This window comes from Pseudomonas sp. TAA207 (assembly GCF_001529285.1).
Lineage (GTDB): Bacteria > Pseudomonadota > Gammaproteobacteria > Pseudomonadales > Pseudomonadaceae > Aquipseudomonas > Aquipseudomonas weihenstephanensis.
The window spans coordinates 62,540-88,037 of the sequence record NZ_LLWJ01000071.1 but is presented as its reverse complement, the minus strand read 5'-3'; the positions used below and the strand labels follow the sequence as shown (position 1 = coordinate 88,037).

Genomic DNA, 25,498 nt, shown 5'->3' with positions numbered 1-25,498 from the left:
GGTTACCACCAATACTTGCCGAAATTTTGCGGATTGGCCCAGAACCTGGCATTCAACCAGTCGGGCACTTGTTTGTACTCGCGTAAGTCATAAGTGAACAGCGTCAGCATCTGCTCGTCACGCTGAAAGTTCTCATTGTTCTGTAGGCCCAAGGCGAAAAAATCCGTTTCGGCCCACTCGCAAGCAGTCAGATCTGCCAACACGGCAATCCGGCTGGCATTCAGATTACGAATCCCGGCAAGCAATTCAAAGCCTACGCGTTTTGGCAGGTGTTCAAGGCAATCCACCACAAGGGCAAGGTCAAAGCGTTGGGCCGCCAACTCGTCCGGCAAGACTGCGGGTGCGGCCTGAGCGATTGAAGCCTCAGGGTGAGCCTCCTTATAAGCCTCCAGGGCCGGGAAACGGCTGGCGCCGACGACCAGCAAACGCTGTGGCGCATAACGATCGAGCAGTGCCGCCAAGGCCTGCTGGGGCGTGCGGGTGGAGATAGCAAAGGTCATCGTCAGTCCTCAATCAGAGCGCTCAAGACTAGCGTGCCAAGCGCGCGCGGCCTAGTCGATGTGTGCGGCTTATTGGCGGAGCAGTGTGGGCCGGGTCAATTCCCTGCGTGGCCTCAGGCGATCAGGAATATTTTCCCGAGGCCTCTGGCGCAGCTATCGTGCGAGCCGTTAAGGTGCGTGCAAAGAAAAACATAAAAAGACATAAATAAAGGGGGAGCTATGAAGGTGCTTTGGGGGCTGGGGAAAGTCTTGACCCTATTGTTCTGGGTTGTTGTTGTCATCAACGTGTTCAGCCCACTGATCAACCCGTTCGATTTATTGATTAATCTGGCAGGCAGCTTGCTGCTGTTAACGCATGTACTTGAACTGTTGCTGTTTAACGGCAGTTTGAAACAGCGGCCGCGCCCTTGGCGTGATCGTCTGAACATTCTGTTGGTGGGCATCTTCCACTTGCAAACCCTTCGCTCCACTCCAGAACAAGGCGCTCATCATGCGTAAGTTATGTTTACTGGTCGCCCTGTGCTGCCCCTTTGTGCATGCCGAATCGGTCAAAGTTGCCCCCAACACCTTGATGCGCCTGCCTGATAATGCCAGCGTTTTGCAGCTGGAAACGTTAGAGGTTGCGGATTACGGCACCTTGTTGATCCCGGCGGGTGTGACGCAGGTCGACATTGATCAATTGCGTTTGGGTCATGAGGCACGTATTACCATCGTGCCCGCCGAACGGGCCATTGAGTTGCGGGCAGCGTATGCAGAGTTTGGCGAAGGCAGCCAAATCAACGCCCGCGGCGCGGCGGGTACCTATGAGAAACCGGCTCGCCCCGCGCGCGATCTGAGCCTGCGCTTTGATGCGTTACAAGCCGCTCAACTGTCCATTGATGCCCGTGGCGGTACCGGCGCTCCAGGCTTTACCGGCTTGGACGGTGGTAACGGCGAGGCGCCGGGTTGCACGTGGGGTTCGGCAGGTTCGGGCTTCAATGGGCAAAACGGCGGCAACGGCCAGCAGGGCGCCTCCGGTGCGCAGGTGCGGGTCGAGCTGCCGCGTGATTTTCCTGATGAGCTGATCAAAATCCGCGTCGACGGCGGGGCCGGCGGCAAACCGGGCGTCGCCGGGCGGGCAGGATCGGGCGGCAAATCCAAAGGTTGCTTGGTGTATCGCACGGATGGCGGTAAGTCGGGCCGTCCCGGATTGGCCGGTGAGCCAGGTGAAACCGGTTCGGCTGGCGCAGTAACGATCCAGCGCCTGTAAAAGCGGGCGCCGTAGTCGCTGGCAAGGAGCGAAGGCTGCGAGCTGTTGCATGATCGTTAGACGGTCCTCATGCAACGGCCGCAGGCGTTAAAACATAGGGCGCGCTGCCGCAATGGCCACCAGCACCAGCCCGACAATCAAATTACACCCCACCAATCGGCGAATTTTCCCCATCACCGCCGCGCCTGCTGCCCACTGTTCAGTTTCCACAGCCTTGCGCAGTTCAGGCAATTGCAGCGACTGAATCCGGATAAATAACGCCACCATCACGATGTACAGCCCCATCATGATCTGCACATAACGCGGTGCGGTTTCGAAACCGTTAAAGCGGATTTGCAACAGGCCCACACCGCTTATCGGCAAAATCACGACGGCCACCCAGACCCACACAAAAAAACGCTGAAAGACCTCGACCCACAATTTCAGCCTCGCCGGGCCGTCAAGGGCCGCCACGCTGGCGGGGCGCAGGATCATCCAGGCAAAAAACATCCCGCCCACCCAGATCAGGGCGGCCAAAACATGCAGGCTGTAGGCAAGGGCAAAGGCGGTCATGAGGTACTCCGTGCGGCGCGGGATGAATTAGCGGGGTATGATAGCGGCCATTCGAACCACTGAAAATTTATCCAGCGTTTCTCGCGCCCGAAGAACCATGATTAGTACCGAACTCAAATCCCAGATCCAGGGCGCATACTCGCGTTTTCTCGAAGCCAAGAGCCTCAAACCACGCTACGGCCAGCGGTTGATGATCGCTGAAGTGGCCAAGGTGCTCGGCGACATTGACACCGATGAAGAAGGCCATCGCAGTGGCGAACCGGCTGTGGTCGCTGTAGAAGCGGGCACCGGCACCGGCAAAACCGTGGCTTACAGCCTGGCGGCGATTCCTACGGCCAAGGCCGCAGGCAAACGTCTGGTCATCGCCACGGCGACCGTGGCCCTGCAAGAGCAAATCGTCTACAAAGACCTGCCCGACTTGATGCGCAACAGCGGGTTGAATTTCAGTTTCGCGCTGGCCAAAGGCCGTGGGCGCTACATGTGCTTGTCCAAGCTCGACATGCTGCTGCAAGAAGGCCACGCCCAAACGGCGACGGCGCAGCTGTTTGAAGAGGAAGGCTTCAAGATTGAAGTCGACGAAGCCAGCCAAAAACTGTTCACCAGCATGATCGAAAAACTGGCGGGCAATAAGTGGGACGGTGACCGCGACAGTTGGCCTCAGGCCCTCGAAGACCAGGATTGGGCGCGTCTGACCACCGACCATAGCCAATGCACCAACCGGCATTGCCCCAATTTTGGCCAATGCGCCTTTTACAAGGCCCGCGAAGGCATGAGTAAAGTGGACGTGATCGTGACCAATCACGACATGGTGCTGGCAGACCTGGCCCTGGGCGGCGGCGCGGTGTTGCCCGACCCGCGTGACACGCTGTACGTGTTCGACGAAGGTCACCACCTGCCGGACAAAGCCATTGGTCACTTTGCGCATTACACGCGTTTGCGCTCGACCGCCGACTGGCTGGATCAGACCGCCAAGAACCTTACCAAGCTGCTGGCGCAACACCCGTTGCCGGGCGACTTGGGGCGCTTGCTGGAGCAAGTGCCTGAGCTGGCCAAAGAGATCAAGGCGCAACAGCAGTTCATGTTCACCACCTGCGAGCAAATCGCTGACTTCAAGGTCGGTGAAGAGCCAGAAGGTCGTGAGCGCCCGCGCCATCGTTTTGTCGGGGGATTGATACCCGAGCACATGCGCGAAATGGGCATCGAACTGAAAAAAGGTTTCTCGCGCCTCACCGACCTGTTCACCCGTTTGACCGAAATCCTCAAAGACGGCATGGACGGTGAGGTCAGTATCGGCATCACCAGCAATCAGGCGGAAGAGTGGTACCCGTTGTTTGGCAGCTTGCTGTCCCGCGCCCAGGGCAATTGGGAGCTGTGGACGGCCTTCACCACCGAGGACCCTGAAGACAACCCGCCGATGGCGCGCTGGCTGACCTTGGCTGAAAGCGGCTCGTTGTTTGACATTGAGGTCAACGCCAGCCCGATTCTGGCCGCTGAAATGCTGCGTCGTAACCTGTGGAACGTGGCGTATGGTGCGCTGGTGACCTCGGCCACCTTAACCGCGCTGGGCACATTCGATCGTTTTCGTATGCGTGCCGGCCTGCCCAAAAAGGCCGTGACGGCGGTGGTGCCAAGTCCGTTTCATCATGCCGATGCAGGGGTGTTGCGAGTGCCCGACCTCAAGGCTGACCCGCGTGATGCAACGGCCCACACGGCTGCGATCATTCGCGAACTGCCAGGGTTGGTCGAAGGTTCGAAAGGCACGCTGGTGCTGTTTTCATCGCGCAAGCAAATGCAGGACGTGTTCGACGGGCTGGAGCGCGACTGGCGCAAGCAGGTGTTCATTCAGGGCAATCTGTCCAAGCAGGAAACACTCAACAAACACAAGGCGCGGGTCGACGGCGGCGACTCCAGTGTGCTGTTTGGCCTGGCCAGTTTTGCCGAAGGCGTGGACTTGCCGGGTGCCTATTGTGAGCATGTGGTCATTGCCAAAATCCCGTTCTCAGTGCCTGACGACCCCGTCGAAGCGGCACTGGCGGAATGGATTGAAGCGCGCGGTGGCAACCCGTTCATGGAAATATCCGTGCCCGATGCCTCGCTCAAACTGGTGCAGGCTTGCGGGCGCCTGCTGCGCACCGAGCAGGATCGCGGGACGATCACGTTGCTGGATCGACGACTGGTCACCCAACGTTATGGCAAGGCGATTTTGAATGCCTTGCCGCCTTTCCGGCGCGAAATTTCTTAAGTGCAAGTCGGCCATATGGCCGACTTTGCTGTCTATGCTTTGTCTTTCACCACCTTACAGGCCGCCTATCGGTCGTCAGGGAGAACCACTGTCTTATGATTCGCCGTTCGCTTTCTGCTGTTTTAGCGCTGCTGGTCACGACCCCGCTTCTGGCGGCGCCTGCGGGTCAACAAACCTTGTTCAACTTCGTTCGCCCTGCCGATGTGGTGCAGGTGGCGACCGTGGATGCGAGCTTGCCGCAATACAATGCGGAGCAAACGGCGGAGGGTGAGGTGCTGCGCCGTGTGACCTTCAACCCGGCCACGACCCCGAGCCTGATCCTGAAACCGCAGACCGGTGTGTGGGACTGGTCGCAGTCCGGGATGATGACCTTGCGCATTCAAAATGCCATGAACTGGGCGCTGACCCTCGACATCACGGTGCACAGCAGCAACGGTAAAACCCTGACCAGCCGGGTCGCCTTGCCAGCCGGACCTGCGCAGACATTGTTATTACCCTTGCAGGCCAACACCCCGCATAGCCAGGGCATGCGCGCCGGGCCGCCGATGCCAATGACCCTGGATGGGCAACGCATTTTGCTGGCCGCCAGCCAGGGCGAACTTGATCGCAGCCAGGTGGTGTCGGTGACCCTCTCGATCCCGCAACCCAATGCAGCGCAAAGCATCTTGCTGGAACGTTTTGGCGTGCAAGACGGCGAGGGCGTAATCAAAGCCGTGTACGGCTCGATCGTGGACGGCTATGGGCAGTCCACCCGCGCCAGATGGCCGGAGCGCGTGACCAATGACGAGCAGCTAAAGGCCGCAGCCGCCAAAGAGCAGCAACAGCTCAAAGGATGGTTGGCCAAGCGTGGCGATCAGGACCAATACGGCGGCTGGACCACGGGCACCCCTTTTGAAGCCACGGGTTTTTTCCGGACTGAAAAGCGCGACGGGCGCTGGAATCTGGTCACTCCCGAGGGCCACCCTTTTTACTCCCTGGGCTTGAATGCCGTCACGGCCAACGACAGTCAGACGTACGTCGCCGGGCGGGAATGGATGTTCAGCGCTTTGCCTGAAAAAGACCAGCCGTTGCATGTCTACTACGGCACCTCAAACCACAACAACGGCAACGGCGCGACTCAGGGCCGCGATTTCAACGCCGGGCGCTGGTACAACTTTTATGGCGCTAACCTGCAACGCATTTATGGTCAGCCGTGCAGTGTCACTAAACCCGCCGAGGGCGCACAGCCGACCGCACCGTGCGCGCCGCAGGCCTTCGATGCCAAACGCTGGCAAACCCACACGCTGGATCGCCTGCAAGCGTGGGGTTTCAACACCATCGGCAACTGGAGCGACCCGCAGTTGGGCCAGAATGATCGCGTGCCTTACACCCTGCCACTGTCGATCGTCGGTGATTACGCCAGCATCAGCACCGGTTCTGATTGGTGGGGCGGCATGCCTGACCCGTTTGACCCGCGCTTTGCAATGGCTACCGAGCGCGCTGTGGCCATTGCGGCGCGTGACCATCGTGACGATCCGTGGTTGATCGGCTACTTTGCGGACAACGAATTGGCATGGGCTGGCCCCGGCGATGATGCCAAAAGCCGTTATGCACTGGCATTGGGCACGTTGCGCATGACCACCGACGTGCCGGCCAAGCGTGCGTTCCTCAAGCAGTTGCGCGACAAATACCGTAACCAGCAGGGCTTGTCCAAGGCGTGGGGTGTTGAAATTGCTGCGTGGGAATTGCTCGAAGACCCGGGCTTCGAAGCACCGTTGCCCAATCCGCAACACCCGGAAATCGAAGCCGACTATCAGTATTTCCAAAAAGTATTTGCCGACACGTACTTCAAGACCCTCTCCGATTCTTTGAAATGGCACGCGCCCAATCACCTGTTATTGGGCGGCCGATTTGCAGTCAGCACCCCGCAGGCGGTGGCGTCTTGCGCGCAGTATTGCGACGTACTGAGTTTCAACTTCTATACCTTGCAACCGCAGGACGGCTACGACTTCGCCAAACTGCACGCACTCGATAAACCGGTGATGATCACCGAGTTCAATTTCGGTTCGCGTGACCGTGGCCCGTTCTGGGGCGGTGTAACAGAAGTGGCCAATGAAGAAGCCCGTGGCCCGGCCTACGCCAAGTTCCTCAAGCAAGCTGTGGCAGAACCCTCGATTGTGGGTGTGCATTGGTTCCAATACCTGGACCAACCCGTGACCGGGCGCTTGCTCGACGGTGAAAACGGGCATTTCGGCCTGGTCGGCATCACCGATTTACCGTTTACCGGGTTTGTCGACAGCGTGCGTAAGACCAATCTGCAAGTGCTTGACCAACTCGGCCAAGAGGCTGCCAAGGCCCAAGCTGACGCACAAAAAGTGCTCAAAGCGCCACGCCATGCACCACAGGATGGCAATGAAGGCGGCTCAGGTGCGGGCCACGCGGGCGGGCATTCAGGTAAAGGTCACTGATCCTATGAACCCCGATCAGCGACGGTGTCTTTTGTCGCTGATCGGACCTTTGCACGTTTACCTTCCACGCTTAAAACGAGCTTTATCTAGTCGCACGCAGCACTTTTTTCTCACCCTCCAAACCCCAGGTTCTGCCTGATTGCTGGTCAAAGCGCTTGCGAGGCACGCTCGCTCTTACACGGCTTGCTGAAATCCTGCGTATTTTTCACAAAAAATCCACTCTCATCTCGTTACCTTTGGCGGCTGTTTTTGCATGCTCAAAAATTGTGCGTTCAGAACCGTTTAGTCTGTTTCAAAATCTGACAGGGACTGGAACAATGCACGCCTTGTAGAGCCATGCTTGAACCAGGAGGTGCGGGTGCAGATTCAGGGTTTTCACGACCTTAAGTTCGAAGCAGTGCGCGAAGCATTTGCCGATCTTTTCAATGATCCGCAAGAGCGCGGTGCAGCGCTGTGCATCCAGATTGGCGGTGACACGGTGGTTGATCTGTGGGCCGGCACAGCTGACAAAGACGGTGAGCACGCGTGGCATACCGACACGATTGCCAACCTGTTTTCCTGCACCAAAACCTTTACTGCCGTGACCGCTTTGCAATTGGTGGAAGAGGGCAAGTTGGCGCTGGACGCCCCCGTGGCAAAGTATTGGCCTGAGTTTGCGGCTGCTGGCAAAGCGTCTATTACTTTGCGCCAATTGCTGAGTCACCGTGCCGGCCTGCCTGCTTTGCGCGAATTATTGCCGCCAGAAGCGTTGTATGAATGGCAAACCATGGTGGATGCGCTGGCTGCTGAAGCGCCTTGGTGGACGCCGGGCGAAGGCCATGGCTATGCCGCTATCACCTATGGCTGGTTGGTCGGTGAGTTGATTCGGCGTGCAGACGGGCGCAGCCCTGGCCAGTCGATCATGGCGCGTACTGCCCAGCCTTTGGGCCTGGATTTTCATATCGGGCTGGCAGATGACCAATTTTACCGGGTGGCGCATATCGCTCGCAGCAAGGGCACGCAGGGCGATGCGTCTGCGCAGCGCTTATTGATGGCGATGATGAAAGAGCCTGCGTCCATGAGCACCCGGGCATTTACCAACCCGCCGTCTATTATGACCAGCACCAATAAGCCGCAATGGCGGCGGATGGAACAGCCCGCTGCCAATGGTCATGGTAATGCCCGCAGTCTGGCCGGTTTTTACAGCGGTTTGCTGGATGGCAGGCTATTAGGCCCCGAGATGTTCGCTGAGCTGACACGTGAACACAGCGTGGGTGAAGACAAAACATTACGCACCCAGACGCGGTTTGGCCTGGGTTGCATGCTGGATCAGCCCCAGGTTGGGAATGCAACCTATGGTTTAAGTGCTAAGGCATTTGGCCATCCGGGGGCGGGCGGTTCGATTGGTTTTGCGGACCCGCAGCGGGAGGTGGCTTTTGGCTTCGTCACCAATACGTTGGGGCCTTATGTACTGATGGACCCGCGAGCTCAAAAGTTGGTGCAGGTATTAGCGACGTGTTTGTAAGACTCTTTTGTAGGCCGTAGGTCGGATCACTGTGGCTTTAATGCGCTTAATACGCTTTTTTATACGTATATCGCGTCCGATTATTTCTAATTCATTGTGTGGATATTCAATGTCATCTAATAAGACCCTCGCCTTGGCCCTGTGCCTGGCCATCACCGGTTGCGCACAAACTCCACAAAATGACGCCGAAGGTGGCCACAAATGGTGGCAGCTGGGCGCGTCTGATCAAGCTGACGCCCCCGCTTCGGTCGATAAAAAGGATGCCGTAGCGACCAAACCCGCGGATAAAAAAGCCGCTGCGCCCGTGGTTGCCAAGGCCGCACCTGCGCCAGCCGTAGCAGACGCCAAAAAAGACAGCGGCTTCGATTGGTGGCCTTTCGGCTCTGACAGCGCGAAGAAAGACACCCCGGCGCAAAAACCAAAAACCGTGGCGGCTGCGCCCGCAACCGCGACCAGCACTGAAAAGAACTGGTGGTGGCCGTTCGGCAGCACTGCTAAAGACAGCAAAACGACTGCTGCCAACGTCGTCCCGATGCCAGATCCAAAAATCACTCAAGCCTGGCTGGACGAATACGAACCGCGTTTGCGCGCTGCCATCAAAGACACCAACCTGCAACTTGAGCGCCGCGAAAGCCTGCTGGTGATCGTGGCTTCTGCGGACAGCTCGTTCAAAACCACGCGTCCTGACTTGTTGATGCCTTCTATGCTGGGCCCTTTCACACGCGTTGCTAAAGTGGTTGAAGGCGATCCTAAAACCGCCGTGCTGGTACTCGGCCATGCCGACTCCACAGGCGCTATGGCGGGTAACACCAAGCTGAGCCTGGACCGTGCGCGTTCGGTGGCGGCTATTTTCCGCATGAGCGGCTTGCAAGCCAATCGCTTGACCCTGCGTGGCATGGGCTCGGTGATGCCGCGTGCGGCCAACGACAGCAACGAAGGTCGTGCATTGAACCGTCGGGTTGAAATTCTGATGACGCCGCAAAACACTATGTTGGCGCTGGTCAGCAAATACAGCCAGCCGGCGTTGTCGCCAGCCGATCTGGTCGCCGTGCAGCCCGCCGTTGCGCCGACCAAGGCCGTAGCGGCTAAAAAGGGCGCGGCCGCTTCCAAGAAAGCCGTCGTTGCCAAAAAATCCGCGCCTGCCAAGAAGCCCGTGAAAGCTGCGCCGGCCAAGAAAGCCGTCGTCGCGAAAAGCGCAGCGGCCAAAAAGGACGTTGCCAACGCTCAAGCCAAGAATTAATCGGTTTGATTAACGGGAGGGTGTCATGACTCAAGCGCTGGCAGATATGCGACGCGATTACACCCGTGATGGACTCGCCGAGGCTCAGGCCCCGGCGGAGCCTTTCGCGCTGTTTCACCAATGGTTTGCAGATGCGGTCAAAACCGAGCAACCGCCTGTCGAAGCCAATGCCATGACCTTGGCAACGGTTGATGATGACGGGCGTCCGCATTGCCGGGTCCTGCTGCTAAAAGGGCTGGATGCTCAGGGCTTTACCTTCTTTACCAACTACACAAGTGCCAAAGGTCAGCAACTGGCAGCACGGCCTTACGCAGCCATGACATTTTTCTGGCCAACGCTGGAGCGCCAGGTGCGTATCGAGGGCCAAGTGGTCAAGGTCACGCCAGAGGAGTCTGACGCTTACTATCAGGTGCGCCCACTGGGCAGCCGGATCGGCGCGTGGGCGTCACCGCAAAGTCAGGTCATTGCAGACCGTGAGGCGTTAGCCCAATTGCTTCGCGTTACTCAAGAGCGTTTCAGCGACACGCAGCCCCATTGTCCTGAGCACTGGGGCGGCTTCAGGTTGTTACCCGAGCGTATCGAGTTCTGGCAGGGGCGACCTAGTCGCTTGCATGATCGCCTCAACTATCGGCGTGAGGGGGCTGACTGGACGCGGGAGCGGCTGGCGCCTTGATGCTGTAGTCAGCCGCCGCACTGTGCAGCCATTGAGGCAAGTCGCGGCGTTTGATGTTCTGCTGGCGCGCTGCTGCCAGGCGTTGCAGCATAAAGTCCTTCTTGGCGGGATCGTCTCCTGCTAAAGACAGCGCCAAATCCCTGTCCATCCAGCGCTTGATACGGACATACAGCCACCCGTGGAAATACAACCCGGCGGCAGTGGTGATGAAAATGATGAAGTAGTCCATGACGGTCCTGTGATGGGCGAGGCGAATTCGTCGATTTCCCGCTACGCTTGCTTAACGTTTTGAATAAGTGATGGCTTGAATTTGCCTGTACAAGCGCTGAATAAAGGCCATTTTATCCGGGCTGAGCCGTGACAGGCCTCAAGCAGCGGAGTTTAATGAACCCCTGATCTTTTGGAGTTGATCTAAATGCGTAAGTCCGTACTGTTAATTGCTGCTTTTTCTACCATGACAGTCTTGTTGGGCGGCTGCACCTCCAACTTGACTGGCGACTCTTACTCGCGTGATGAAGCCCGCCGTGTACAAACGGTTCGTATGGGCACCATCGTGGCTTTACGCCCTGTGCAAATTGAAGGCACCAAGACCCCAATCGGTGCTGCAACTGGCGCCATCGTAGGTGGGGTGGGCGGCAGTGCGATTGGTGGCGGGCGCGGTAGCATCGTCACAGCGGTTATCGGCGCTGTCGCCGGTGGCTTGCTGGGTTCTGCGGCTGAATCGGGCCTGACTAAAACCCAGGGCGTTGAGATTACCGTGCGTGAAGACGACGGCAGCACCCGTGCTTATGTTCAACAAGTTGAACCTAACCAAGTGTTCCGCACCGGTGAGCGCGTGCGCATCATGACCGTTGACGGCACCAGCCGCGTCACTCAATAAGTCATCGCGCAAAAACAAAACCCCGGCCAGTGTGAACTGGCCGGGGTTTTTTATTACCTGTCGCCTGCGTGAAAACCTGCGGCCTCTGACGATCAACGCGAGGCTGCGTCCGGCGACGGGGTCGTCGTAAGCCCCGTCAACAGGGTATGTCAGGCACACCGCAGTGACAGGGTTTAAGGCTCGATCGAACACCTACAGAGCGCAGGTGCGCAATCGTACGGCTACGAGGAGAGCTGTGGCTTGCGACTCGCCATGGCGGTGACGGCATAACCGATCAACGCCGCCAGGATCGAACCGGTGAGGATACCCATGCGGTCCATGCCCACGTAGTCGCTACTGCCTGCGACAAACGCCAGTGAGCCGACAAACAGGCTCATGGTGAAGCCGATACCGCACAGGATCGCCACGCCAAAGACTTGCCCCCAATTAGCGCCGGACGGCAATGCGGCCAACCCGGTTTTGACTGCGAGCCAGGTCAGGCCGAACACGCCCACGGTTTTACCAATCAGCAAGCCTGCGGCGATCCCCATGGGTACGTGGCTGATGAAGTTATGCAGGGTGATGCCGGACAGAGAGACACCCGCATTGGCAAACGCAAACAGCGGCAAAATCCCGTAAGCCACCCAAGGGTGCAGCGCATGCTCGATGGTCATCAGGGGCGATGGCTCCGAATTTTTGGTGCGCAGCGGGATGCAGAACGCCAAGGTGACACCGGCCAAGGTTGCGTGCACGCCACTTTTGAGCACACACACCCACAGGATCAAACCGACGATCATGTACGGCGCCACTTTTATCACGCCCATCCGGTTCATCATGATCAACGCGACGAGACATGCGGCTGCCAGAGCCAAGGAGATACCCGACAGTTCGCTGGAGTAGAACAGTGCAATCACGACGATCGCACCCAAGTCGTCGATGATTGCCAGGGTCATCAGGAACAGCTTGAGCGACACGGGAACACGCTTGCCCAGCAGAGCCAGCACACCCAGCGCAAAGGCAATGTCGGTGGCCATCGGGATAGCCCAGCCGCCGAGTGCGTCCGGGTAGTCCTTGTTGATGAACCAATAGATCAGCGCTGGCACCACCATGCCGCCAATCGCCGCTGCACCGGGCAGCACGACTTGGGACGGCTTGGACAGCTGGCCTTCCAGCAACTCGCGTTTGACCTCAAGGCCGATCAACAGGAAGAACAAGGCCATCAGGCCATCGTTGATCCAGAGCAGAGAAGGTTTGGCAATTTGCAAGGCACCGATTTGCACAGCCACGGGCGTGTCCAAAAAGGCCATGTAGAAGTGCGAAAGCGGTGAGTTGTTGATGATCAAAGCCAGAGCGGCTGCGGCAATCAACAGCAAACCGCTGGCAGCTTCCAACTGAAAGAAACGAGTGAAAGTGCTACGCAGAGGCAAGGTCGCTCTCCATCAATGAGTAAAGGGGTGCAACACCCTAACCTGTGGGGTTAGTTGTTAAAACAAAAACTATATTCTTTTTTGTTATAAGCAGGTGCGTGATATCACACTGCCAAAAACGCTGGCCGTTGTATGTCAAATTGAGTCGGGAATATGCCGTTAACGACCGTAGGAAAGGGGTGTAACAACGCTGGAAAAGAACCTGTAGAAGCGAGTTTGCCTCGCTCCTACAGGGCCCATTCGCTTTTAGGCGTCGAGGCCGAGCATGTCACGGGCCACGGCTTCGGCAATGCGAATGCCATCCACCCCGGCTGACAGGATGCCGCCCGCATAGCCGGCGCCTTCGCCGGCCGGGAACAGCCCTTTGACGTTGAGGCTTTGCATCGAAGCGTCACGGGTCATGCGCAGGGGCGATGAGGTGCGGGTTTCGATACCGGTCAGGATCGCGTCATGCATCGAGAAGCCTTTGATTTGCTTCTCAAACGCAGGCAAGGCTTCGCGGATGGCTTCAATGGCGTAATCGGGCAAGGCCAGCGCCAGGTCGCCCAGCGCTACACCAGGCTTGTACGACGGTTCTACACTGCCCAAGGCCGTCGAAGGTTTACCGGCAATAAAGTCACCGACCAACTGCGCGGGCGCTTCGTAGTTGCTGCCACCCAAAATATAGGCATGCGCTTCGAGGCGTTCTTGCAGTTCGATACCGGCCAATGGGCCGCCCGGATAGTCTTCGGGGGTGATGCCGACCACGATGCCCGAGTTGGCATTGCGCTCGTTACGCGAGTATTGGCTCATGCCGTTGGTGACCACACGGCCAGGCTCGCTGGTGGCGGCAACCACAGTACCGCCAGGGCACATGCAGAAGCTGTACACCGAGCGACCGTTTTTAGCGTGGTGCACCAACTTGTAGTCAGCGGCACCCAGTTTCGGGTGACCGGCGTATTTGCCCAACCGCGCGCTGTCGATCAGCGATTGCGGGTGTTCAATCCGAAAGCCTACCGAGAACGGCTTGGCCTCCATGTACACGCCACGGTCGTGCAGCATACGGAAGGTGTCACGGGCACTGTGGCCCAACGCCAGGATCACATGGCGGGAGTTCAGTTGCTCGCCATCGGTCAGTACCACGCCGGTCAACTGACCATTGTCGATCAGTACATCTGCCACGCGTTGCTGGAAGCGCACTTCGCCACCCAGCGCTTCGATTTGCTGACGCATGTTTTCTACGACACCGGTCAGACGGAACGTACCGATATGCGGCTTGCTGACGTAGAGGATTTCGTCGGGTGCGCCTGCTTTCACGAACTCGTGCAGCACTTTTCGACCGTGGTGCTTGGGATCTTTGATCTGGCTGTACAGTTTGCCGTCAGAGAATGTCCCGGCACCGCCTTCACCAAACTGCACGTTGGACTCCGGGTTGAGCACGTTTTTGCGCCACAGCCCCCACGTATCTTTGGTGCGCTGGCGCACTTCAGTGCCGCGCTCAAGGATGATGGGCTTGAAACCCATCTGTGCCAGCAACAGGCCAGCAAAAATGCCGCAAGGTCCGAAGCCGACCACAATCGGGCGTTCGCTCAAATCGTGTGGGGCGTGACCGACGACTTTGTAGCTGACATCCGGTGCCGGATTGACGTTGCGGTCGTCCGCGAACTTGAGCAGCAACGGCGCTTCATCACGCACCGACAGGTCGATGGTGTAGATAAAGCACAGTTCGGAAGATTTTTTACGCGCATCGTAGCTGCGCTTGAACAAGGTGAAGTCGAGCAGGTCAGCATCGGCGATGCCCAGGCGTTGCACGATGGCAGGGCGCAGGTCTTCTTCGGGATGGTCGATCGGCAACTTGAGTTCGGTAATTCGTAACATGACGGTGTCCAGTATCGGGGCCGGGTATACCCCAGCAGCCATAGACCGGCAATTATAGGCTGCTTCGGGGTAAAACCGTCAGGCTAAAACGGCAATGTTCAGTAACAACCGTCGATTAATCGTTCCGTGCGCCGCCGAAATAACCGCAGCCGCGTTGAACCTGACCATTGACGCGCAGTTCGGCGCCCAGGTGCTGCACGCTGCCATCAACGCTGTCGGTGCAGCGTTGCGGGGCGACCCACAGTTCGATGCGTTGGTTGTTGGCTTCAGTGGACAAGTAGAAGCGGCCGTCGCCCACTTGTTCTTCAACATAGGGCAGTACGAGCGGCGGCTGGCCTTCACGGGTCAGTTGCAGCCCTTTGCCGCTGGCGCGCACTTCCCACGTCGGGCCGTTACCGTTGGCATGCACAGTCAGTTGTTTGAAGTTCGGGTCTTTGCAGGCGTTGCTGCTGCGCTCCAGACGATAGAGCTGCTTAACATTGACTTCGCCATCGGAACCGGCTGATTTGCTGGCAGTAAAGCTGCCACGAATATCTGCGAATAACGCGCCAGGTTTGACAGGCATATCCGTCGCATCTTGTACGAGGGTGGTATTAGCGCTGTCGCGAACCACATAGCGCTGTTGCCCGATACAGGGTTGGAACACCAGCTCGCCGTTGGCCGAGAGCAGTTCACCTTGCAGGCGGGACAAACCGGCATTGCTGTCCACCGGTTTGCTGTTGAACAGTTGGCAGCCCGCAAACACGGGGAGCAGGGCGACTAAAACGAAGGAACGGGCAACACGCATCATTGGGACTCCTGACAAGTGTCGCCACGTTACTTAGGCGCGCCGCGCATCACAAGTGTTTAGCCCACCTGATAGGTCTGACCTGTGTGCAGACCTTCGACACTTTTGGCGTACGCCAAAGCCACGTCCGCAGCCGGCACCGGCTTGAAACCGCGGAAGTACGGTGCGTAATGGCCCATGGCTTCTTCGAGCACCGTCGGGCTGACCGAGTTCACCCGTAGCCCACGGGGCAGCTCAATGGCGGCAGCTTTTACAAAGCCATCCAGTGCGGCATTCACCAGCGCTGCCGAACTGCCCGTGCGAATCGGTTCGCGATTGATCACACCGCTGGTGAAGGTGAACGAGGCGCCATCATTGGCGAATTCGCGCCCGATCAACAGCAAGTTGACTTGGCCCATGAGTTTGTTCTGCAAGCCCAATGCAAAGTCTTTTTCACTCATCTCGCCCAAGGGAGCAAACGTGACGCTACCGGCGGCGCAGATCAGCGCGTCAAAACGACCGGTTTGTTCAAACAGTTTGCGAATCGAGGCGCTGTCGCTGATGTCCACCTGCACGTCACCACTTTTAAGGCCAATGCGCACGATCTCATGGCGGCCCGAGAGTTCGCGATCAATGGCCGAACCGATGGTGCCGTGTGCGCCGATCAACAGAATTTTCATGATGTGTTCCTGGAGTGGGAGGGTGTGGACTCAGTCTAGTACTGGTTTTTTAGAGCGATAAGCGCACTAATAGGCAACCTTTGGTTTTCATATGGAAACAATTGATGAGCGAAATGGATGACCTTGCGGCGTTTGCCGTGTTGATCGACGCGGGCAGTTTTACCTTGGCAGCCCAGCAACTGGGTTGCAGCAAGGGTCAGTTGTCCAAACGCATCAGCCAATTGGAAGCGCAGTTTTCGGTGGTGCTGCTGCACCGCACTACCCGTCGTTTGAGCCTCACGGCGGCGGGTGCAGCGCTCTTGCCCCAAGCGCAGGCATTGGTGGTGCAAGTGGAGCGAGCACGTCAGGCGTTAGCCCGTCTGAAGGAGGATATGGCGGGGCCTGTGCGTATGACGGTGCCGGTTTCTTTAGGTGAAACCTTCTTCGATTCGTTGCTGCTGGAGTTCTCGCGTGATTACCCCGATGTCCAGGTCGAGCTGGAACTCAACAACAGCTATCGCGATCTGGCGCGTGACGGGTTTGATTTGGCGATCCGCTCACAGGTGCACAGTCACGAGCGCCTGGTGGCCAAACAGGTGGTCAACTGGCACGAAATGACCTGCGCCAGCCCTGCATACCTGGCGCAAAACGGCGAGCCCGCAACGCCACAGCAACTGGTCGGGCACAGCTGTTTGCTTAACAGTCACTACAGTGGCCGTGAAGAGTGGCAGTACCACCAGCAGCATGAACTGCATCGTGTGCGTGTTTCGGGGCCGTTTGCCAGTAATCACTACAGCTTGCTGAAAAAAGCGGCAGTGATTGGCGCCGGTATCGCACGTTTGCCGTCGTACATGCTTCACAACGAATTGGCAGACGGGCGCTTGTGCGTATTGCTGCGTGACTACCAGACCCGCAGTCACCCGATGTACCTCGTGCATCCGTATCAGGGCGGTTTGCCCAAGCGCACACAGGTGTTGGCAGATTACCTGGCCGGATGGTTTCAGCGCAGCGGTGAGAGCATGGCGCAGCTTTAGCCAAAACGCCGGGCAATCAGGTGATCAATCGACAAGGCCCCCGGCCCTTTGGCCATCAGGTACAGCAAAATTGCGATCCACGTGCCGTGTGTGGGATACGCATCGGGGTAGACGAAGAGCTGAATGGTCAGGGTCATGCCGAGCAGGGCCAACGCTGAAAAGCGCGTAGCCAGGCCCAGCAAGATCAGCACAGGGAAAAAATGTTCGCAAAACGCCGCCGCGTGGGCCGCGAACTCAGGAGAAAGCACAGGCAACTTGTATTCGTGACTGAACAGGTAAACCGCAGAGCCTGACAAACGCGGCACACCCAGTTCGAACGTGCCGGACACCAGGTCCACGGCAAACCCTTCGACCTTGGTTTGCCCGGACTTCCAGAATACGGCCGCAATTGAGACGCGGGCGATCAAGGCGATCAGTGTGTGGGGAATGCATTGCATCCACCCAATCACACGGGCGAGTGCGCGCCGAAACACGCAGGAATGTTCAGCACACGTGTTCATGGCGATACCTCGGGGCTGGCGTGCAGTTCAGTGATTGCGCCTTGGCTGATCAATAGCGCCAGGCTTTGGCTTAAATCGAAGAGCGGGTCGGCTTGCAGTGCATAGGCGGCGGCTTCGCCGAGCGGGCAGCCGCTTTTCATAAACCGTACAAAGGCCACGCACCCTGAGCGCACGGCGAAGACTTCAACACTCAAGCCGTTACGCAGCACCAATGTGCTTTGCGGTTGGCGCGGGTCAAGTCCTTTGATTTGGCCTTGACCATGATGCGCGGCCCACAACGCAGCGACGGCATAGGGCGAATGCAGGGTGGCAACGCTGGGGTGCAGCGTCATGCGCAACTGGTCCAATGTGTCGGGCGTGCTCAATGCCAGGGCCAGGGTTTGCGGGGCCACAGGGCTGGCATCGGCGGCGTGAAAGGCCTGCACACACAGCCGCTCAAGACGGGCCACATCCGCCAGGTAAGGCACTTTGTTGGCGGGCGCGAAACCCTGGATGAAATCCGCAAATTGGCGGCCGTAGGTACTCATGACCGGGTTTTGGGGTGGGTGTTTCTGAATAAATAACTGCGCCATGGCGTTAAAGAACGCTTCGCCGACCAGTTGTGCAACCACCGGAAAGCTGGACTCTAACGCGTTGATCAAGCCACTTTGTACATTGTTGCGGTAGACCGAAAAACGGCTGAGGATATCGCCGCCGCTGGGGCTGATGATCCCTTGTGGGCAGGCGTGTTGTGGGTCAAGCACCGCGGCGCTGAATGCCTGTTGCAAGGTCATGGGAACACCTGTGGGGTTGAGTGTAAAAAGTGCTCGGCGAGTTGAGCTTCGGTGATCAGTGCGCTCAGCTCAGGCAGGTGATTGTCGCGTTCGATCAGCGTCGCCACAGGCCCGGTGCGTGCCAGCACCTGCTGATAGAGGGCCCACACCGCGTCATCGATAGCTGCGCCGTGGTTGTCTATCAACAAACGTTGACCCTTGCTGTCGGTGTCTTCGGCAAAACCCGCCAGATGTAGCTCGCCTACTGTGTGTAACGGTAAGGCATCGATGTAGGTCAAAGGGTCGCGTGCATGGTTGATGCACGACACATAAACGTTGTTTACATCCAGCAGCAAGCCGCAGCCGGTGCGTTGTATGACCTGCTCAATAAAGGCTGCCTCGGTGTAGCTGGCCTGATCGAACTCGATATACGTGGCCGGGTTTTCCAGCAACATCGTGCGTTGCAGTGTGTTCTGGACCTGGTCGATATGGGCGCACACCCGTATCAGCGTGGCGTCGTCATAGCGTAATGGCAGCAGGTCATTGAGGAAAAAAGGGCCGTGGGTGGACCATGCCAGATGTTCGGAAAACTGCTCGGGCTGGTAGCGCTCAAGCAAGGTTTTCAAACGTCTCAAATGTTCGGAATCGAGCGCTGCGTCGGCGCCTATGGACAGGCCGACACCGTGAATGGACAGCGGGTAGTGTTCACGAATCAACGTTAAGTAATGATGAAACGGACCCCCGGCCACCATGTAATTTTCGGCATGTACTTCGAAGAACCCGACATCAGGACGGGTTTGGAGTACATCCTTGAAATGCTCGGCCTTGAGCCCCAACCCCACGCGCGGTGGAAGTTGGGGCGCACCAGGCGCGATGAGCGAAGCATCAGGGCTGTGCATCATCATGACTCTGGCGCAGTGTTTCAGGACTTGGCTGTGAAAGCGGCCAGTTGGCCAAAGCCGGTAGGCGAGGTGCTGCTGGTGGTTTTTTCGCAGCTGCCTTTAGGCACGAGTTTCCAGGCGTTGGCTTGATGGTCAGTTTTGGCAGTACCTGCGCAGGTGGTGCCAGCGCCCGCCGCGCAATCGTTTTGACCTTTCATGGCCACACCGAAGCATTTTTCCATGTTGTCCGCAGCCACAGCGGTCGTTGGCAGAGCAGCGATGCTCAATGCAGAACCCAAGGCCAAAGCCAGAGCAGCAGCGGACACAGTGCGGGTGGTTTTGTTAGTCATGGTGTTTCTCCAGGGTTGAGGTTTTATGCCTGCCGGCAGCGAATGTCTGCCGGCTTACCCCACTAGAGAAACGAGGTCTGGATTTGTTACAGAGAACTCAAAAAAAATCTGAAAAGAGTGTTTTTTATCAACCGGGTGAATGCGGCCGCTCTTAGACGCCGCTGAAGGATTTTACGAGCGCGGCATGTCTGAACGCCGCGTCTCACTGCTCGCACGCGGCTCCAGGTGTGAGGTGCGTGCTGCATGACTTCATGGCTGCGGGTAATAAAAAACGGCCCCGCAGGGCCGTTTATGGTGTGGCTGGCAGGGTTAGCCGCCCAGGTAAGCGTCGCGCACTTTTGGGTCGTTGAGCAGTTGCTCTCCGGTGCCCTGCATGACGACTCGGCCGTTTTCCAAGACATACGCGCGGTCGGCAATTTTCAGGGCCTGGTTGGCGTTTTGCTCCACCAGAAACACCGTCACGCCTTCTTTGCGCAGTTGCTCGATGATGTCGAAAATCTGCTGAATGATGATCGGTGCCAAGCCGAGTGATGGCTCGTCAAGCAGCAACAGCTTGGGTTTGCTCATCAGTGCGCGCCCAATCGCGAGCATTTGCTGCTCGCCCCCGGACATGGTGCCGCCGCGTTGGGTAAAGCGCTCTTTCAGACGCGGGAAAAGATGCAGCACCTTGTCCATTTGCTCCTGATAGTCGTGCTTGTCGGTGAAAAATCCGCCCATGGCGAGGTTTTCTTCCACCGTCAGTCGGGCAAACACCCGACGGCCTTCAGGCACCACGGCGATGCTCTTGCGCATGATGTGCGCAGAACTCAAGCCCACCAGCTCTTCGCCCAAATAGCGAATGCTGCCGCTGTGGGCTTGCGGTGAACCGCACAAGGTCATCATCAACGTCGATTTGCCAGCACCGTTGGCACCGATCAGTGTCACGATTTCCCCCTGACGCACTTCGACATTGACACTGTGCAGCGCCTGAATCTTGCCGTAGAAGGTCGAAACGTTTTCGAATTGCAGCATTTACGCTTCCCCCAAATAGGCTTTGATCACGTCAGGGTTGTCGCGGATCTGTTCCGGCGTGCCATCAGCCAAAGGCGTGCCTTGGTTGATAACCACGATGTGGTCAGAAATGCTCATCACCAGCTTCATGTCGTGTTCAATCAGCAATACCGTGGCGTTGTGCTCTTCGCGCAGCACACTGATCAACGCTTTCAGGTCCTCGGTTTCCTTGGGGTTAAGCCCCGCGGCGGGTTCGTCGAGCATGAGAATGCGCGGGCGCGTCATCATGCAGCGAGCGATTTCAAGGCGCCGTTGCTGGCCATAAGCCAATGTGCCTGCCGGGCGGTTGGCGAACTCGGTCAGGTTGACCTTGTCCAGCCAATACGCGGCGTACTCCATTGCATCACGTTCGCTTTTACGAAACGCCGGGGTCTTGAACAGCCCTGCCAGAAAGTTGGTATTGAGGTGACGATGCTGTGCGATCAGCAGGTTCTCGACGGCGGTCATGTCTTTAAACAGGCGTACGTTCTGGAAGGTACGCACGACGCCCTTGCGGGCGATTTCATGACCCGGCAAGCCTTCAATCGACTGACCATCAAGCAGGATGCTGCCAGCCGAAGGCTTGTAGAAGCCGGTCAGGCAGTTGAACACGGTTGTTTTGCCAGCCCCGTTAGGGCCGATCATTGATACAACCTGTTTTTCTTTGACGGTCAGGCCCACGCCGTTGACCGCCAACAAGCCGCCAAAGCGCATGCTCAGGCCGCTAACTTTCAGGATCTCGCGGCTCATTGTCGCAGCTCCAGGTGAGGACGTTGCATGGGCAGCAGGCCTTGCGGACGCCAGATCATCATCAACACCATCAGAGCACCGAACAGCAACATCCGGTACTCACTGAAGTCACGCATCATTTCGGGCAGCAGGATCATCACCACAGCAGCCAGAATCACGCCCAGTTGTGAACCCATACCGCCGAGCACGACGATGGCCAGAATGATCGCCGACTCAAGGAAGGTGAACGATTCCGGGGTCACCAAACCTTGGCGAGCGGCAAAGAAGCTGCCCGCAAAGCCCGCAAAGGTTGCGCCAAGGGTGAAGGCCGAAAGCTTGATAATCGTGGGATTCAAACCCAGTGCTCGGCAGGCGATTTCGTCTTCGCGCAGTGCTTCCCACGCACGACCAATGGGCATGCGCAGCAGGCGGTTGATCACGAACAGCACCACCAGCACCAGGACCAACGCGATCAGGTACAGGAAAATCACCTTGTTGATCGAGTTGTAGGGCAGGCCGAAGTATTCGTGGAAGGTTTGCATGCCTTCAGCGGCGGTTCTGTCGAAGCTCAACCCGAACAGCGTCGGTTTAGGGATGTTGCTGATGCCGTTTGGTCCACCGGTGATTTCGGTCAGGTTACGCAGGAACAGGCGAATGATCTCGCCGAAACCCAGCGTCACGATGGCCAGATAGTCACCGCGCAAACGCAGCACCGGGAACCCCAGCAGGAAGCCAAACGTAGCCGCCATCAACCCGGCGAGGGGCAGGCACACCCAGAAGCTGAAACCGAAGAAGTGCGACAGCAACGCGTAGGTGTAAGCGCCCACGGCGTAGAAGCCCACGTAGCCCAGATCCAGCAGGCCGGCCAGACCCACCACGATGTTCAGGCCCAGCCCCAGCATCACGTAGATCAGGATGAGTGTGGCAATGTCCACCGCACCGCGTGAGCCATAGAACGGCCATACCAATGCCACCAGCACCAACCCGAGAATGATCCAGCGCTGAGTGCTGGGCAGGGTCAAGAAGTTACTGGCTTTGGCTGGCACTTTCGGCAGGCCGGGCGTGGCTTTCCAGGCCGCGCTCAATTGTTGGTTGAATAGCACGCGCACAAACATCAGCAGCGAGCAGATCGCGATCACGCTCAGGGTAAAGGCGCTGGTGTTGTGAACTTCAATGTTGATCCCGACGATGGTCAGTTTCAGGCCGAGCACCGGGTAGGCGACTGCCCAGACCAGCAGGGCGCTGAAGAGCGCCGATTTAAGATTCCTAGTCATACTTTTTCGATCTCCGGACGCCCCAGAATGCCGGTCGGACGGAACAGCAGCACCAATACCAACAGGCCAAACGCCACAACATCTTTGTACTGGTCGCCGAAGATGTCGGCACCAAAGGCTTCAGCTACACCCAATACCAGCCCTCCGAGCATCGCGCCCGGAATGCTGCCGATACCGCCCAGTACGGCGGCGGTAAAGGCTTTAAGCCCCACCAAAAAGCCCGCATTGGGGTTGATCACGCCGTATTGCACGCTGATCAGCACGGCGGCGACGGCGGCCAGCGCGGCACCAATGACGAAGGTCAGGGCGATCACGTTGTTGGTGTTGATGCCCAGCAAGTTGGCCATCTTCATGTCTTCGGCGCAGGCGCGGCAGGCGCGACCCAGGCGTGAACGGGAGATGAACAGTGTCAGGCCCAGCATGGCGAGGAAGGTGACCACGAAGACCACAATCTGCATGTAGGAAATAACCACTTCGCTGGCGCCACCCGGACCGAAGGTGAAACCGCCAGGAATCAAGTTTGGAATCGATTTGTCTTTTGAGTCCTGAGACAAAAGCACCATGTTCTGCAGGAAGATCGACATACCGATGGCAGAAATCAAAGGAATAAGGCGATTACTGCCGCGCAAAGGACGGTAGGCCACCCGTTCGATGCTGTAACCGTAGGCGCTGGTGACCACGATGCTGGCCAGAAAGGCCGCGGTCATCAGCAACGGCACGCTGTCCAGACCCATCATGGTCAGGCCGGCGATGGCGATAAACGCAATATAGGAACCAATCATGTACACCTCGCCGTGGGCGAAGTTGATCATTCCAATAATGCCGTAAACCATCGTATAGCCGATGGCGATGAGGGCATATGTGCTGCCAACGTTGAGGCCGTTAACCAGCATTTGGAAAAAGTGATAGATGTCAGGCATTACCAAGCTCCTAAAAACCTGAGACGCATTTCACTGGTGGAGTCATTTTCCGGACTTGCCTGTATGGATTTGCATCCACTTTGAGCACAAGTCTTCTCCCAGCGAACCGCTGGTGACGGTTTTAAAGATTTTCAGGTGGGCAGACTTTCGGATCACGAAAGCGCGGCCCCAATTCAGTCCAACGAACGTCTGTAAAACAAAGCCCACCGCTCGTGCAGTGGGCTTTGTGATCAGATCAAAACGCTGCCCTTACTGAGGGCTTACTTCGGTTTTAGGTTTGCCGAAGTGCCATTCGTACACCACGAACTTGAAGTTCTTCACGTCGCCTTTTTCGTCGAAGCTCAGATCACCTGTCGGGGTTTTGAAGGTGCCTTTGTGGATGGCTTCGGCCACTTTCACCGGGTCTTCGCTTTTGGCTTGCTCGATACCGCCTGCAATCACTTCAACGGCGGCGTAAGCAGGGAAGACGAACGGGCCGCTTGGGTCTTCTTTCTTGGCGGCGAAGGCTTCAACCAGAGGCTGGTTGGCAGGGTCTTTGTCGAAAGCTTGTGGCAAGGTCACCAGCAGGCCTTCGGAGGCACCCTGAGCGATTTGCGAGATGGACTCGTTGCCCACACCTTCTGGGCCCATGAACTTGGCGCTCAGGCCTTTTTCTTTGGCTTGGCGCAGGATCAGGCCCAGTTCAGGGTGGTAGCCGCCGTAGTACACGAAGTCGACGTTGGCTTGCTTGAGTTTGCCAATCAGCGATGAGTAGTCTTTTTCGCCCGGGTTGATGCCCTCAAACACCGCGACTTTCACGCCTTTGTCTTCCAGCGTCTTTTTGACCGCGGAGGCGATGCCTTCTCCGTATTGCTGCTTATCGTGAACCACGGCCACGATTTTAGGTTTTACGTGATCGGCGATGTAGTTACCGGCGGCAGGGCCTTGAGCGCTGTCCAGGCCAATGGTGCGGAACACCATTTTGTAACCGCGGTTGGTGATTTCCGGGCCGGTCGCTGCCGGGGTAATCATGATGATGCCTTCGTCTTCGTAGATGTCCGAAGCAGGCTGAGTGGAGCTGGAGCACAGGTGACCGACCACGAACTTGACGCCGTCGTTCACGACTTTGTTGGCTACGGCAACGGCTTGTTTGGGTTCGCAAGCGTCATCGTACTCAACGGCCACCAGTTTTTTGCCGTCTACGCCGCCTTTGGCGTTGATTTGTTCGATGGCCATTTTGGCGCCCGAGAACTGCATGTCGCCGTACTGGGTCAGAGGGCCTGTTTTGGCACCCGCGATACCGATCTTGATGGTGTCTGCTGCAAACGAATGGCTGGCAACCCCGGCCAAAACCATAGCGGCAAACAGTTTAGTCATGTGCTTAATAGCCATCTTTATTGGTGCTCCACTCTTCTGTTGTAATTTTTATAGTCCTGGAAGCCAAGGCAGCCGGACCGGGTCTTCATCTGAGCGAAATTCCCGGTCAATCCCCCCTGCAACTGTACCGGTACAGTGTAGGGCCACGATTCAGCGCTTGAATAGCGGGCGGCTGAGGGAAAAACCAGAAAATGTCGCTTAAACGAAAGAAAAAGACAGAATGGCGGCTAAACAGGCTGATGATTCTTAACAGAATGTTGCTGTCTTGACGCCTGTTGCACAGCCTTCGACTCTTTCTTCGTTCTCCCACCTGAATCCGGGTTTTGCTACCGGGTGTGCAGCGCTATCATTGCGCCGATTTTTTACCTGGTGAAACCCATGATCGAAGAACCTAGCACCCTCTATGCCAAGCTGCTCGGCGAGACCTCAACTATCGAATGGAAAGCGCTTGAGAAGTTTTTCGCCAAAGGCGAACTGCTGTACGTTGACGCACAGTTGGACTTGATCGAAGCAGCGCAGGCAGTGAGCCAGGATGATGCAAGCAAAGTGGGAGGCTGGATGGCATCCGGGACACTTAATAAATTGTCTGACACGCAGGCATTAGACTTCGCCGAGCGTGATCCGCAGCTGTGGGCCGTGGTGGTTTCACCGTGGATACTGATCCAGGAAAGGGCATAAAAAAAATTCTGCGCACCAAA

The 25,498-nt window shown here is 57.5% G+C and carries 26 protein-coding genes; 10 read left to right on the top strand and 16 right to left on the bottom strand.

Annotation, left to right across the window (positions count from 1 at the left end; all coding sequences use genetic code 11):
• Positions 1-2: 2 nt before the first annotated feature.
• Positions 3-500, bottom strand: a complete 498-nt coding sequence (locus AP059_RS18585; RefSeq protein ID WP_059764871.1) for a DUF6231 family protein — start codon at positions 498-500, stop codon at positions 3-5.
• Positions 501-719: 219 nt separating this feature from the next.
• On the opposite strand from AP059_RS18585, the gene AP059_RS18580 reads away from it, so the two are divergent.
• Positions 720-998, top strand: coding sequence for a DUF1145 domain-containing protein (locus AP059_RS18580; protein ID WP_059764869.1), 279 nt, complete (start codon positions 720-722; stop codon positions 996-998).
• Entirely contained in the window at positions 991-1,749 is a 759-nt protein-coding gene (locus tag AP059_RS18575; protein ID WP_059764867.1) for a hypothetical protein, read from the top strand. Before AP059_RS18580 ends, AP059_RS18575 begins: the two co-directional genes overlap by 8 nt.
• An 87-nt stretch (positions 1,750-1,836) precedes the next feature.
• Here the strand turns inward: AP059_RS18575 and AP059_RS18570 are convergent, their stop codons facing one another.
• Complete coding sequence (locus AP059_RS18570; RefSeq protein WP_059764865.1) at positions 1,837-2,301, bottom strand: CopD family protein; 465 nt, start codon at positions 2,299-2,301, stop codon at positions 1,837-1,839.
• Positions 2,302-2,398: 97 nt separating this feature from the next.
• Between AP059_RS18570 and dinG the strand changes: the two genes are divergently transcribed.
• From dinG to pdxH, 5 genes are all read left to right on the top strand, one after another.
• On the top strand, positions 2,399-4,543 hold the full coding sequence (gene dinG, locus AP059_RS18565) for an ATP-dependent DNA helicase DinG (RefSeq protein WP_059764863.1): 2,145 nt from the start codon (positions 2,399-2,401) through the stop codon (positions 4,541-4,543).
• A gap of 95 nt (positions 4,544-4,638) precedes the next feature.
• On the top strand, positions 4,639-6,990 hold the full coding sequence (locus tag AP059_RS18560) for a beta-galactosidase (protein WP_059764861.1): 2,352 nt from the start codon (positions 4,639-4,641) through the stop codon (positions 6,988-6,990).
• Positions 6,991-7,348: 358 nt separating this feature from the next.
• Entirely contained in the window at positions 7,349-8,494 is a 1,146-nt protein-coding gene (locus AP059_RS18555) for a serine hydrolase domain-containing protein (RefSeq protein ID WP_059764858.1), read from the top strand.
• A 109-nt stretch (positions 8,495-8,603) separates the two neighbouring features.
• Positions 8,604-9,734 carry an OmpA family protein gene (locus tag AP059_RS18550; RefSeq protein WP_059764856.1) on the top strand — a complete coding sequence of 377 codons (1,131 nt, stop codon included), beginning with the start codon at positions 8,604-8,606 and terminating at the stop codon, positions 9,732-9,734.
• Positions 9,735-9,759: 25 nt separating this feature from the next.
• Entirely contained in the window at positions 9,760-10,407 is a 648-nt protein-coding gene (gene pdxH, locus AP059_RS18545) for a pyridoxamine 5'-phosphate oxidase (RefSeq protein ID WP_059764854.1), read from the top strand.
• Here pdxH and AP059_RS18540 read toward each other — a convergent pair.
• Complete coding sequence (locus tag AP059_RS18540; RefSeq protein ID WP_059764852.1) at positions 10,355-10,636, bottom strand: hypothetical protein; 282 nt, start codon at positions 10,634-10,636, stop codon at positions 10,355-10,357. The genes pdxH and AP059_RS18540 overlap by 53 nt on opposite strands.
• Positions 10,637-10,822: 186 nt before the next feature.
• On the opposite strand from AP059_RS18540, the gene AP059_RS18535 reads away from it, so the two are divergent.
• The gene (locus tag AP059_RS18535; RefSeq protein WP_048362716.1) at positions 10,823-11,287 is read left to right on the top strand and encodes a glycine zipper 2TM domain-containing protein; all 465 of its coding nucleotides are present in this window, start codon (positions 10,823-10,825) and stop codon (positions 11,285-11,287) included.
• A 221-nt stretch (positions 11,288-11,508) separates the two neighbouring features.
• Here AP059_RS18535 and nhaA read toward each other — a convergent pair whose 3' ends face one another.
• The 4 genes from nhaA to AP059_RS18515 all read right to left on the bottom strand — a co-directional run bounded on the left by nhaA (position 11,509) and on the right by AP059_RS18515 (position 15,996).
• Positions 11,509-12,693, bottom strand: a complete 1,185-nt coding sequence (nhaA, locus tag AP059_RS18530; protein WP_059764850.1) for a Na+/H+ antiporter NhaA — start codon at positions 12,691-12,693, stop codon at positions 11,509-11,511.
• Positions 12,694-12,939: 246 nt separating this feature from the next.
• Positions 12,940-14,550 (bottom strand): NAD(P)/FAD-dependent oxidoreductase, encoded by a 1,611-nt coding sequence (locus AP059_RS18525; protein ID WP_048362718.1) that lies wholly within the window; start codon positions 14,548-14,550, stop codon positions 12,940-12,942.
• A gap of 115 nt (positions 14,551-14,665) precedes the next feature.
• A complete protein-coding gene (locus AP059_RS18520) occupies positions 14,666-15,337 on the bottom strand; it encodes a COG3650 family protein (RefSeq protein ID WP_059765189.1) in 672 nt (223 codons plus the stop codon).
• Positions 15,338-15,396: 59 nt separating this feature from the next.
• The gene (locus AP059_RS18515) at positions 15,397-15,996 is read right to left on the bottom strand and encodes a short chain dehydrogenase (RefSeq protein WP_048362719.1); all 600 of its coding nucleotides are present in this window, start codon (positions 15,994-15,996) and stop codon (positions 15,397-15,399) included.
• Positions 15,997-16,100: 104 nt separating this feature from the next.
• Here AP059_RS18515 and AP059_RS18510 point away from each other — a divergent pair, with 104 nt between their 5' ends.
• Complete coding sequence (locus AP059_RS18510; protein WP_059764848.1) at positions 16,101-17,009, top strand: LysR family transcriptional regulator; 909 nt, start codon at positions 16,101-16,103, stop codon at positions 17,007-17,009.
• Here the strand turns inward: AP059_RS18510 and AP059_RS18505 are convergent.
• The 9 genes from AP059_RS18505 to AP059_RS18465 all read right to left on the bottom strand — a co-directional run bounded on the left by AP059_RS18505 (position 17,006) and on the right by AP059_RS18465 (position 24,815).
• Complete coding sequence (locus tag AP059_RS18505) at positions 17,006-17,509, bottom strand: DoxX family protein (RefSeq protein ID WP_059764847.1); 504 nt, start codon at positions 17,507-17,509, stop codon at positions 17,006-17,008. The genes AP059_RS18510 and AP059_RS18505 overlap by 4 nt on opposite strands.
• Positions 17,506-18,282, bottom strand: a complete 777-nt coding sequence (locus AP059_RS18500; RefSeq protein WP_059764845.1) for an HvfC/BufC N-terminal domain-containing protein — start codon at positions 18,280-18,282, stop codon at positions 17,506-17,508. The genes AP059_RS18505 and AP059_RS18500 overlap by 4 nt, the downstream gene beginning before the upstream one ends.
• Positions 18,279-19,160 carry an MNIO family bufferin maturase gene (gene bufB, locus AP059_RS18495; RefSeq protein ID WP_059765187.1) on the bottom strand — a complete coding sequence of 294 codons (882 nt, stop codon included), beginning with the start codon at positions 19,158-19,160 and terminating at the stop codon, positions 18,279-18,281. The genes AP059_RS18500 and bufB overlap by 4 nt, the downstream gene beginning before the upstream one ends.
• A gap of 23 nt (positions 19,161-19,183) precedes the next feature.
• Complete coding sequence (locus AP059_RS18490; RefSeq protein WP_059764842.1) at positions 19,184-19,492, bottom strand: BufA1 family periplasmic bufferin-type metallophore; 309 nt, start codon at positions 19,490-19,492, stop codon at positions 19,184-19,186.
• Between the two features lie 309 nt (positions 19,493-19,801).
• Positions 19,802-20,503: an ABC transporter ATP-binding protein gene (locus tag AP059_RS18485; RefSeq protein WP_048362724.1), complete on the bottom strand. Its 702-nt coding sequence runs from the start codon at positions 20,501-20,503 to the stop codon at positions 19,802-19,804.
• Positions 20,504-21,271: a high-affinity branched-chain amino acid ABC transporter ATP-binding protein LivG gene (gene livG / locus AP059_RS18480; RefSeq protein WP_048362725.1), complete on the bottom strand. Its 768-nt coding sequence runs from the start codon at positions 21,269-21,271 to the stop codon at positions 20,504-20,506.
• A complete protein-coding gene (locus AP059_RS18475; protein ID WP_048362726.1) occupies positions 21,268-22,524 on the bottom strand; it encodes a high-affinity branched-chain amino acid ABC transporter permease LivM in 1,257 nt (418 codons plus the stop codon). Before AP059_RS18475 ends, livG begins: the two co-directional genes overlap by 4 nt.
• Entirely contained in the window at positions 22,521-23,444 is a 924-nt protein-coding gene (gene livH / locus AP059_RS18470; protein WP_048362727.1) for a high-affinity branched-chain amino acid ABC transporter permease LivH, read from the bottom strand. The genes AP059_RS18475 and livH overlap by 4 nt, the downstream gene beginning before the upstream one ends.
• A gap of 249 nt (positions 23,445-23,693) precedes the next feature.
• Entirely contained in the window at positions 23,694-24,815 is a 1,122-nt protein-coding gene (locus AP059_RS18465) for a branched-chain amino acid ABC transporter substrate-binding protein (protein WP_048362728.1), read from the bottom strand.
• A gap of 363 nt (positions 24,816-25,178) precedes the next feature.
• Here AP059_RS18465 and AP059_RS18460 point away from each other — a divergent pair, with 363 nt between their 5' ends.
• Entirely contained in the window at positions 25,179-25,478 is a 300-nt protein-coding gene (locus AP059_RS18460; RefSeq protein ID WP_048363026.1) for a DUF2288 domain-containing protein, read from the top strand.
• The last annotated feature ends 20 nt before the right edge of the window (positions 25,479-25,498 follow it).

Excerpts from the sequence above, each read along its gene's own strand:
- AP059_RS18550 (WP_059764856.1), top strand. The coding sequence starts at position 8,604 with ATGTCATCTAATAAGACCCTCGCCTTGGCCCTGTGCCTGGCCATCACC.
- AP059_RS18575 (WP_059764867.1), top strand. The coding sequence starts at position 991 with ATGCGTAAGTTATGTTTACTGGTCGCCCTGTGCTGCCCCTTTGTGCAT.
- AP059_RS18580 (WP_059764869.1), top strand. The coding sequence starts at position 720 with ATGAAGGTGCTTTGGGGGCTGGGGAAAGTCTTGACCCTATTGTTCTGG.
- AP059_RS18570 (WP_059764865.1), bottom strand. The coding sequence starts at position 2,301 with ATGACCGCCTTTGCCCTTGCCTACAGCCTGCATGTTTTGGCCGCCCTG.
- livH (WP_048362727.1), bottom strand. The coding sequence starts at position 23,444 with ATGCCTGACATCTATCACTTTTTCCAAATGCTGGTTAACGGCCTCAAC.
- AP059_RS18485 (WP_048362724.1), bottom strand. The coding sequence starts at position 20,503 with ATGCTGCAATTCGAAAACGTTTCGACCTTCTACGGCAAGATTCAGGCG.
- AP059_RS18585 (WP_059764871.1), bottom strand. The coding sequence starts at position 500 with ATGACCTTTGCTATCTCCACCCGCACGCCCCAGCAGGCCTTGGCGGCA.
- AP059_RS18505 (WP_059764847.1), bottom strand. The coding sequence starts at position 17,509 with ATGAACACGTGTGCTGAACATTCCTGCGTGTTTCGGCGCGCACTCGCC.
- AP059_RS18460 (WP_048363026.1), top strand. The coding sequence starts at position 25,179 with ATGATCGAAGAACCTAGCACCCTCTATGCCAAGCTGCTCGGCGAGACC.
- dinG (WP_059764863.1), top strand. The coding sequence starts at position 2,399 with ATGATTAGTACCGAACTCAAATCCCAGATCCAGGGCGCATACTCGCGT.
- AP059_RS18500 (WP_059764845.1), bottom strand. The coding sequence starts at position 18,282 with ATGACCTTGCAACAGGCATTCAGCGCCGCGGTGCTTGACCCACAACAC.
- AP059_RS18490 (WP_059764842.1), bottom strand. The coding sequence starts at position 19,492 with ATGACTAACAAAACCACCCGCACTGTGTCCGCTGCTGCTCTGGCTTTG.
- AP059_RS18535 (WP_048362716.1), top strand. The coding sequence starts at position 10,823 with ATGCGTAAGTCCGTACTGTTAATTGCTGCTTTTTCTACCATGACAGTC.
- livG (WP_048362725.1), bottom strand. The coding sequence starts at position 21,271 with ATGAGCCGCGAGATCCTGAAAGTTAGCGGCCTGAGCATGCGCTTTGGC.
- AP059_RS18515 (WP_048362719.1), bottom strand. The coding sequence starts at position 15,996 with ATGAAAATTCTGTTGATCGGCGCACACGGCACCATCGGTTCGGCCATT.
- AP059_RS18560 (WP_059764861.1), top strand. The coding sequence starts at position 4,639 with ATGATTCGCCGTTCGCTTTCTGCTGTTTTAGCGCTGCTGGTCACGACC.
- AP059_RS18540 (WP_059764852.1), bottom strand. The coding sequence starts at position 10,636 with ATGGACTACTTCATCATTTTCATCACCACTGCCGCCGGGTTGTATTTC.
- AP059_RS18465 (WP_048362728.1), bottom strand. The coding sequence starts at position 24,815 with ATGGCTATTAAGCACATGACTAAACTGTTTGCCGCTATGGTTTTGGCC.
- AP059_RS18520 (WP_059765189.1), bottom strand. The coding sequence starts at position 15,337 with ATGCGTGTTGCCCGTTCCTTCGTTTTAGTCGCCCTGCTCCCCGTGTTT.
- AP059_RS18475 (WP_048362726.1), bottom strand. The coding sequence starts at position 22,524 with ATGACTAGGAATCTTAAATCGGCGCTCTTCAGCGCCCTGCTGGTCTGG.
- bufB (WP_059765187.1), bottom strand. The coding sequence starts at position 19,160 with ATGCACAGCCCTGATGCTTCGCTCATCGCGCCTGGTGCGCCCCAACTT.
- AP059_RS18510 (WP_059764848.1), top strand. The coding sequence starts at position 16,101 with ATGAGCGAAATGGATGACCTTGCGGCGTTTGCCGTGTTGATCGACGCG.
- AP059_RS18525 (WP_048362718.1), bottom strand. The coding sequence starts at position 14,550 with ATGTTACGAATTACCGAACTCAAGTTGCCGATCGACCATCCCGAAGAA.
- pdxH (WP_059764854.1), top strand. The coding sequence starts at position 9,760 with ATGACTCAAGCGCTGGCAGATATGCGACGCGATTACACCCGTGATGGA.